This window comes from Bacillus sp. FSL L8-0152 (assembly GCF_038006365.1).
Taxonomy (GTDB): Bacteria; Bacillota; Bacilli; order Bacillales; family Bacillaceae_G; genus Bacillus_A; species Bacillus_A cereus.
This window is the reverse complement of the sequence record NZ_JBBOVB010000001.1, coordinates 1-7,500: the sequence shown is the minus strand read 5'-3', so window position 1 is coordinate 7,500 and position 7,500 is coordinate 1. Positions and strand designations below refer to the sequence as shown.

Genomic DNA, 7,500 nt, shown 5'->3' with positions numbered 1-7,500 from the left:
TCCAGTTAAGCGTTGCAGACGCATATCTAAAATCGCTTGCGCTTGTTTCTCACTTAAACCGAAACGTTCCATTAAGCCTTGCTTTGCAATATCAGCCGTTTTTGAACTACGAATTAACGTAATAACTTCATCAAGATGATCTAAAGCAATTCGTAATCCTTCTAAAATATGGGCACGTGCCTCTGCTTTTTCTAATTCATAAGCAGTACGTCTACGGATTACTACCTTCTGGTGTTCCAAATAATGATATAAGTTTTGTTTTAAGTTTAGTACTTGAGGCTCTCCATTTACAAGAGACAACATATTAATACCGAAACTTGTTTGAAGTGCTGTATGTTTATATAGATTGTTTAATAGTACGTTTGCATTAGCGTCACGACGTACTTCCATGACAATACGCATACCATTTCGGTCTGATTCATCACGTAAATCTGTAATACCTTCAATTTTCTTATCGCGAACTAATTCTGCGATTTTTTCAATTAATCGTGCCTTATTAACTTGATAAGGTAGTTCCGTTACGATAATAGATTGTTTACCATTTGATTTCTCTTCAATTTCAACTTTGGCACGAAGCATAATAGAACCTCGTCCTGTTTCATAAGCTCTACGGATGCCACTTCGCCCTAAGATTAAACCTGATGTCGGGAAGTCTGGTCCAGGAATATATTCCATTAATTCCGCGATAGTGATATCTGGATTATGGCTTAATGCCAACACACCATCAATTACTTCGCCAAGTTGATGCGGCGGAATATTTGTTGCCATACCAACTGCAATACCTGTCGTACCGTTTACTAATAAATTAGGGAAACGCGCTGGTAATACAATCGGCTCTCTTTCCGAACCATCGTAGTTATCTTGGTAATCAATTGTATTTTTTGAAATATCACGTATTAATTCCATAGAAATCTTAGACATTCTTGCCTCTGTATAACGCATTGCCGCTGCTGAATCTCCATCTACAGAACCGAAGTTACCATGCCCATCTACAAGCATATAACGTTGACTGAAATCTTGCGCCATACGTACCATTGTTTCATAAACGGCTGAATCTCCATGAGGGTGATACTTACCGATTACTTCACCGACAATACGTGCTGATTTTTTATACGCTTTATCAGCTGTAATTCCTAAATCATTCATCGCATATAAAACCCTACGATGCACAGGTTTTAATCCATCACGAACATCTGGTAATGCACGAGATACGATAACACTCATTGCGTAATCTAAAAATGAGGTACGCATTTCATGACTAATATTAATTTCTCGAATTCGTGCTTGTTGTTGATTGTCTGACATCAACGAGCACCTCCTCTTACATTTCCGTTACACATACATTGATTTATATGTAGAAGACAGGAATACTTAGATTCCTGTCATTACTCATTTAAATATCAAGGTTTTTCACGTATTTTGCATTCTCTTGGATAAAGTTACGACGCGGTTCCACTTTATCACCCATTAAAATTTCAAATGTTTCATCTGCTTCTATTGCATCTTGAAGGGAAACTTGAAGTAACGAACGTACTTCTGGATCCATTGTCGTCTCCCATAGCTGAGTTGGATTCATCTCTCCAAGACCTTTATAACGTTGAATTCCTGGTTTCGGCTGGGCTGGTAACTCAGCTAATATTTTTTCAAGTTCTTTATCATTATAAGCATATTGAATTTTTTTACCTTGTTGCACTTTAAACAAAGGTGGCTGTGCGATATATATATATCCACACTCAATTATTTGACGCATATAACGATAGAAGAACGTTAATAATAGGGTACGAATATGCGCACCATCAACATCAGCATCGGTCATAATAATAACTTTATGATAGCGTGCTTTTTCGATATCGAAGTCCCCACCAATATTTGTACCAATCGCCGTAATAATTGTACGAACTTCATCATTTGATAAAATCTTATCTAAGCGTGCCTTTTCAACATTAATAATTTTACCCTTCAGCGGTAAAATTGCTTGAAAATGACGATCGCGTCCTTGTTTTGCAGATCCACCCGCAGAGTCACCCTCTACGATATAAATTTCACTAATTGCTGGATCTTTAGAAGAACAATCTGCCAATTTCCCTGGTAAACTTGAAACTTCTAAAGCACTCTTTCGGCGAGTTAGCTCACGAGCCTTTTTAGCTGCTACACGCGCACGTGCTGCCATCGTCCCTTTATCTACAACCTTACGTGCAACATTGGGATTTTCCAGTAAGAATTTTTCAAAAGCCTCAGAGAATACTGACTCCGTAATCGTTCTCGCTTCACTATTTCCAAGTTTCGTCTTCGTTTGCCCTTCAAATTGTGGATTTGGATGTTTAATTGACACGATTGCTGTTAAACCTTCACGAACATCTTCACCAGTCAAATTACTATCCGCATCTTTTAAAATGTTATTTTTACGACCATAATCGTTAATCACACGTGTTAAGGCAGTTTTAAATCCTACCTCATGTGTACCACCTTCATACGTATGAATATTATTTGTAAATGAGTAAATATGATTTGTATATCCTTCGTTATATTGAAGCGCAACTTCAACTTGAATACCATCTTTTGAACCTTCTACATATACAGGCTCTTCATGAATTGGTTGTTTTGAACGATTTAAATGTTCAACATATGATTTAATTCCACCTTCATAGTGGAACTCTTTCTTTTGCTTATGTTCACGTTTATCTTCAATTGTTAATTTAATATTACGATTTAAAAACGCCAACTCACGCATACGAGTCGCTAGCGTATCGAATTCATATTCTGTCGTCTCTTTAAAAATTTCTGGATCCGGTTTAAAGCGAGTTATTGTTCCAGTCTTATCTGTATCACCGATGACTTTTAAATCTGCAACCGGAATACCTCTTTCGTATTTTTGGTAATGGATTTTGCCATCACGATGTACAAATACTTCTAATTCTGTTGATAAGGCATTTACAACAGATGCACCAACACCGTGCAAACCACCAGAAACTTTATAACCGCCACCGCCAAATTTACCACCAGCGTGGAGGACAGTCATAATAACCTCTACTGCAGGACGTCCCATTTTTTCTTGTATACCAACTGGAATACCACGTCCATTATCCGTTACAAGAATACTATTATCTTCTTCGATACTAACGTTAATTTCATCGCAATATCCTGCTAACGCTTCATCGATACTATTATCGACAATCTCCCATACAAGGTGGTGAAGTCCCTTCCCACTCGTAGATCCAATATACATACCCGGACGTTTCCGAACTGCCTCTAGTCCTTCAAGTACCTGTATCTGACTTTCATCATATGCATTTTCTTGCATTTGTTTTTGTTCCATTGACACAAAGATCACCTACTTTTCCATTTAAACAGGGGTTTATGCCCTATCTATTTCACAATCTACCGTGCCGTTCGTTACATGAATTGTTTTCGCATCTTTTAATGTTTCGTGTTCAATTCCGTCGACACTCGTCGTTGTAACAAATGTTTGCACCTTTCCTTGAATTGTATTTAACAGATGTGATTGACGATAATCGTCTAATTCTGATAAAACATCATCCAGTAAAAGGATTGGATATTCTTTAACCTCTGAATAAATTAATTCAATTTCAGCTAATTTTAGGGATAGTGCGGTCGTTCGTTGTTGTCCTTGCGAACCAAAGACTTGAACATTTTTACTATTAACGAAGAATTGTAAATCATCACGATGAGGACCAATTAAAGTCGTACCACGGAAAATTTCACGTTGTTTCACAGATTGAAAACTTTCATAGTATACTTCTTTTATTTTCGACAAATCCATTGATTCTGATACATCTACACTTGGTTTATAGACAATTTCTAACTCTTCTAATCCACGGCTTATACCGCGATGAATTGGAGCTGCCCATTCCTGTAGCAAATGCAAAAATTCAAAACGTTTTTGCAGTATTTTTGCACCATGCTCAATTAGTTGAAGGGTAAATACATCCAACATCGTTTCCTCATTCTTACTATTCCCTTGCATTTTTTTCAACAAGTGATTTCGTTGCGTGAGCACCTTTTGATATTGACTTAATTCATACAAATATACAGGAGCTATTTGTCCTAATTCCATATCTAAAAAGCGTCTTCTTACTTGAGGGCTTCCTTTTACAAGATTTAAATCTTCTGGGGCAAACATGACAACGTTCATCACGCCAATATATTGACTTAACTTTTGTTGTTCAAGTTGATTTAATTTTGCCTTTTTACCTTTTTTCGAAATATTTAATTCCAAAGACAAAGAACTGTTTCTTTTTTGTAATTTCCCTTTTATTTGACCAAACTCTTCATCCCAGCGGATAAGTTCGCGATCATTAGAGGTTCTATGAGATTTCGCCATCGCTAAAACATAAATAGCTTCCATCAAGTTTGTTTTCCCTTGTGCATTTTCGCCGATAATTACATTTACCTTATCTTCAAAGGAAAGCTCTAATTTTTCATAATTGCGATAGTTTTTTAATTGTATTTCTGAAATAAACAAAGGGCTCCCCCTTTATGCCTGAACTTGGAAAGTTCCGCTTCCTGGAATTTCAATAACATCATTCGCATATAGTTTGCGACCTCTTCTATTTTCAAGTTCGTTGTTCACGTACACTTCATATTCTTGTAAAAACCATTTTACAGCGCCACCTGTATCAATTACATCAGCTAACTTTAAAAATTGTCCTAGTGTAATATACTCTGTTGAAATTTTAATATGTTTCATAAAATCGCTCACTTTCTGAAAGTGTTCATTCTTTCATTGTACTAAATAAACTAACATTAGGAAAGTAATACCCAAAAATCAAATAAGGGCCACTAGCATCTTTAAACTAGCAACCCTTATTCCTTACCTAGTAAGTACGAACTGGTAAAATTAATTGAATAATTGAATCATCATTTACTGTACGAATTAAGAACGGTCTCATCGCCCCAGTAAAACTAACTTTAATCTCTGTACTATCCAAGGCTTTCAATGCATCCATCATATATTTTGCACTAAAAGATATTTTTAACTCTTCTCCATCCACTTTTTCACATTGTACTTCTTCGACAACTTTTCCGATTTCTGGTGAATTCGAAGAAATCTCTAGCATTTCTTGCTCTAAAGTTGATAATTTGACAACGTTATTGCGGCCATCTCTCGCTAATAGTGAAGCACGATCAATTGCTTGTAGGAATTCTTTTGTATTCACAAAAATATCCGTTTTACTCTCTGCTGGAATTAAACGTGTTGTATCTGGATAATTTCCTTCTAACAATCTTGAGAAGAATAATAAATGTTTTGTACGGAATAATACTTGATACTCCGTAATAACGATATCCACCATTTCTTCAGACTCATCTAGAATCTTACTTAATTCATTTAAGCTCTTACCTGGGATAACAACATTAGCTTGAAATTCATCTGCAATATTATGTCCTTCGATTTTCGCTTTTCGAAGTGCTAGTCTATGACTATCTGTTGCAATACAAGTTAACTCGCTGTTATATACCTTCCAGTTTACACCTGTCAAGATTGGTCTTGTTTCAGAAGTAGAAACTGCAAATACAGTTTGTCTGATCATATGCTTAAGTAAATCTGTTGGTATCTTAAATACATGATGTTCTTCAATCTGTGGTAATAACGGATATTCTGCAGAATCCAAACCATTTAAGTTAAATTCTGATTTTCCAGATTTTATTTTTGTCATAAAATGATTTTCCACAGAAATTTCGACAGTATCTTTAGGTAGTTTTTTTACAATCTCACTAAAATATTTTGCTTGTAAAACAATGCTTCCTGATTGAGCTATTTCTACGATTTCTTTTCCATTTTCTTCGACTGGAATAAACGATTCAATAGAAATATCAGCATCGCTTCCTGTTAATGTAACCCCTTCTTCAGTAGCTACAACTTTAATTCCCGTAAGGATAGGGATTGTTGTACGAGAAGAAACTGCCTTCATTACATCTTGTACACCTCTTACAAGATAGTCTTTTTGTATTGTAAAACGCATAAAGAAAAACCTCCGGTAAGTATAAGATTTTATTTAATTAATAAAGATAAAAAATAGTAGTAATAGTAATAGGGCTTGTGGATATGTGGATAACCCCTTTGAAGGATGTAAAAACAGTCTATCTACATGTGGATAGACTGTGCGTAAAACAAGGTAAGTTATTCACACTATTCAGCTACTACTTTAAAATACCATTAATTTCTTCAACTTGCTTTTGTAATTGCGTATCGGTTTTTAGTAGTTTAGAAATTTTTTCATGGGCATGGATAACTGTTGTATGATCACGTCCACCAAATTCTTCACCTATTTTTGGTAAAGAGGAATCCGTAAGTTCGCGTGATAAATACATTGCAATTTGGCGAGGAAACGCAACTGATTTTGTGCGTTTTTTCGCTTTAAAATCTTCTAATTTTACTTGATAAACGTCTCCGACAGCTTTTTGAATATCATAAATAGAGATAATTTTCGGCTTAGAATTTGGAATAATATCTTTAAGTGCTTCAGCTGCTAAATCAGCATTAATATCTTTATTAATTAAAGATGAATAAGCTACAACTCGGATAAGTGCACCTTCTAATTCACGAATATTTGAATCAATTTGATTTGCGATATAAAGCATAACTTCATTTGGTATATCAAGCCCTTCAGCTTTTGCCTTTTTGCGTAAAATTGCAATTCGTGTCTCTAAATCTGGCGGCGTAATATCTGTAATAAGTCCCCATTCAAAGCGAGAACGAAGACGATCTTCTAAAGTTGGAATTTCTTTTGGTGGTCGATCACTAGAAATTACAATTTGTTTACTTTCTTCATGTAATGCATTAAATGTATGGAAAAACTCTTCTTGAGTTTGTTCCTTTCCAGCAAGAAATTGAATATCATCTATCAATAAAACATCTACGTTGCGATATTTATTACGAAAATCAACAGCTTTATTATCACGAATAGAGTTAATAAATTCATTCGTGAATTTTTCTGATGATAAATATACAACTTTTGCATTTGGATTATGTTCAATTACATAATGACCAATTGCGTGCATTAAATGCGTCTTTCCAAGCCCAACTCCCCCGTAAATAAAGAGTGGATTATACGCTTTAGCTGGCGCCTCGGCTACAGCTAATGAAGCTGCATGGGCAAAACGGTTACCAGAGCCGATAACAAATGTATCAAATGTATATTTTGGATTTAACATGCTCTGTGGTAAATGAGCTGAATCATCTTGTGCTGGATTCCGCTTAACTGGAGGAAGATCAATGTCCTCTTCCGATTGACTTTGGGGAATAATAAAGCGAATTGCTAATTTTGCCCCTGTTAAATCGTATAGTGTTTCCGAAATTAGTTCTGAGTAATGAGATTCTAGCCAGTCACGAGCAAATTCATTTGGAGCTGTAATCGTTAATACGTCTTTCTTCAAGTTATGAGCCGTTGTTGATTTTAACCATGTTTCATAACTAGGCTTGCTTACCTTTTTTTCTAATTCTTTTAAGGCACTATTCCATAAATCAGAGATATTTTCCAA

Annotated in this window: 6 protein-coding genes (1 of these 6 only partly in view); all 6 read right to left on the bottom strand. The window is 35.5% G+C overall.

Annotation, left to right across the window (positions count from 1 at the left end; all coding sequences use genetic code 11):
- A protein-coding gene (gyrA, locus tag MHH27_RS00030) for a DNA gyrase subunit A (protein WP_001282866.1) crosses the window boundary here: on the bottom strand, positions 1 to 1,305 show its 5' portion. It extends 1,167 nt beyond the left edge of the window; the window shows 1,305 of its 2,472 coding nt (coding positions 1–1,305); its start codon is at positions 1,303 to 1,305; the stop codon falls past the left edge of the window.
- Between the two features lie 88 nt (positions 1,306 to 1,393).
- Positions 1,394 to 3,316, bottom strand: a complete 1,923-nt coding sequence (gene gyrB / locus MHH27_RS00025) for a DNA topoisomerase (ATP-hydrolyzing) subunit B (RefSeq protein WP_000435980.1) — start codon at positions 3,314 to 3,316, stop codon at positions 1,394 to 1,396.
- Positions 3,317 to 3,355: 39 nt separating this feature from the next.
- The gene (recF, locus tag MHH27_RS00020; protein WP_000470755.1) at positions 3,356 to 4,483 is read right to left on the bottom strand and encodes a DNA replication/repair protein RecF; all 1,128 of its coding nucleotides are present in this window, start codon (positions 4,481 to 4,483) and stop codon (positions 3,356 to 3,358) included.
- 12 nt (positions 4,484 to 4,495) lie between these two features.
- The gene (yaaA, locus tag MHH27_RS00015) at positions 4,496 to 4,708 is read right to left on the bottom strand and encodes a S4 domain-containing protein YaaA (protein WP_000680510.1); all 213 of its coding nucleotides are present in this window, start codon (positions 4,706 to 4,708) and stop codon (positions 4,496 to 4,498) included.
- 127 nt (positions 4,709 to 4,835) lie between these two features.
- On the bottom strand, positions 4,836 to 5,981 hold the full coding sequence (gene dnaN / locus MHH27_RS00010; RefSeq protein ID WP_001212886.1) for a DNA polymerase III subunit beta: 1,146 nt from the start codon (positions 5,979 to 5,981) through the stop codon (positions 4,836 to 4,838).
- Between the two features lie 178 nt (positions 5,982 to 6,159).
- Complete coding sequence (gene dnaA / locus MHH27_RS00005) at positions 6,160 to 7,500, bottom strand: chromosomal replication initiator protein DnaA (protein ID WP_000428028.1); 1,341 nt, start codon at positions 7,498 to 7,500, stop codon at positions 6,160 to 6,162.

Excerpts from the sequence above, each read along its gene's own strand:
- gyrB (WP_000435980.1), bottom strand. The coding sequence starts at position 3,316 with ATGGAACAAAAACAAATGCAAGAAAATGCATATGATGAAAGTCAGATA.
- yaaA (WP_000680510.1), bottom strand. The coding sequence starts at position 4,708 with ATGAAACATATTAAAATTTCAACAGAGTATATTACACTAGGACAATTT.
- dnaN (WP_001212886.1), bottom strand. The coding sequence starts at position 5,981 with ATGCGTTTTACAATACAAAAAGACTATCTTGTAAGAGGTGTACAAGAT.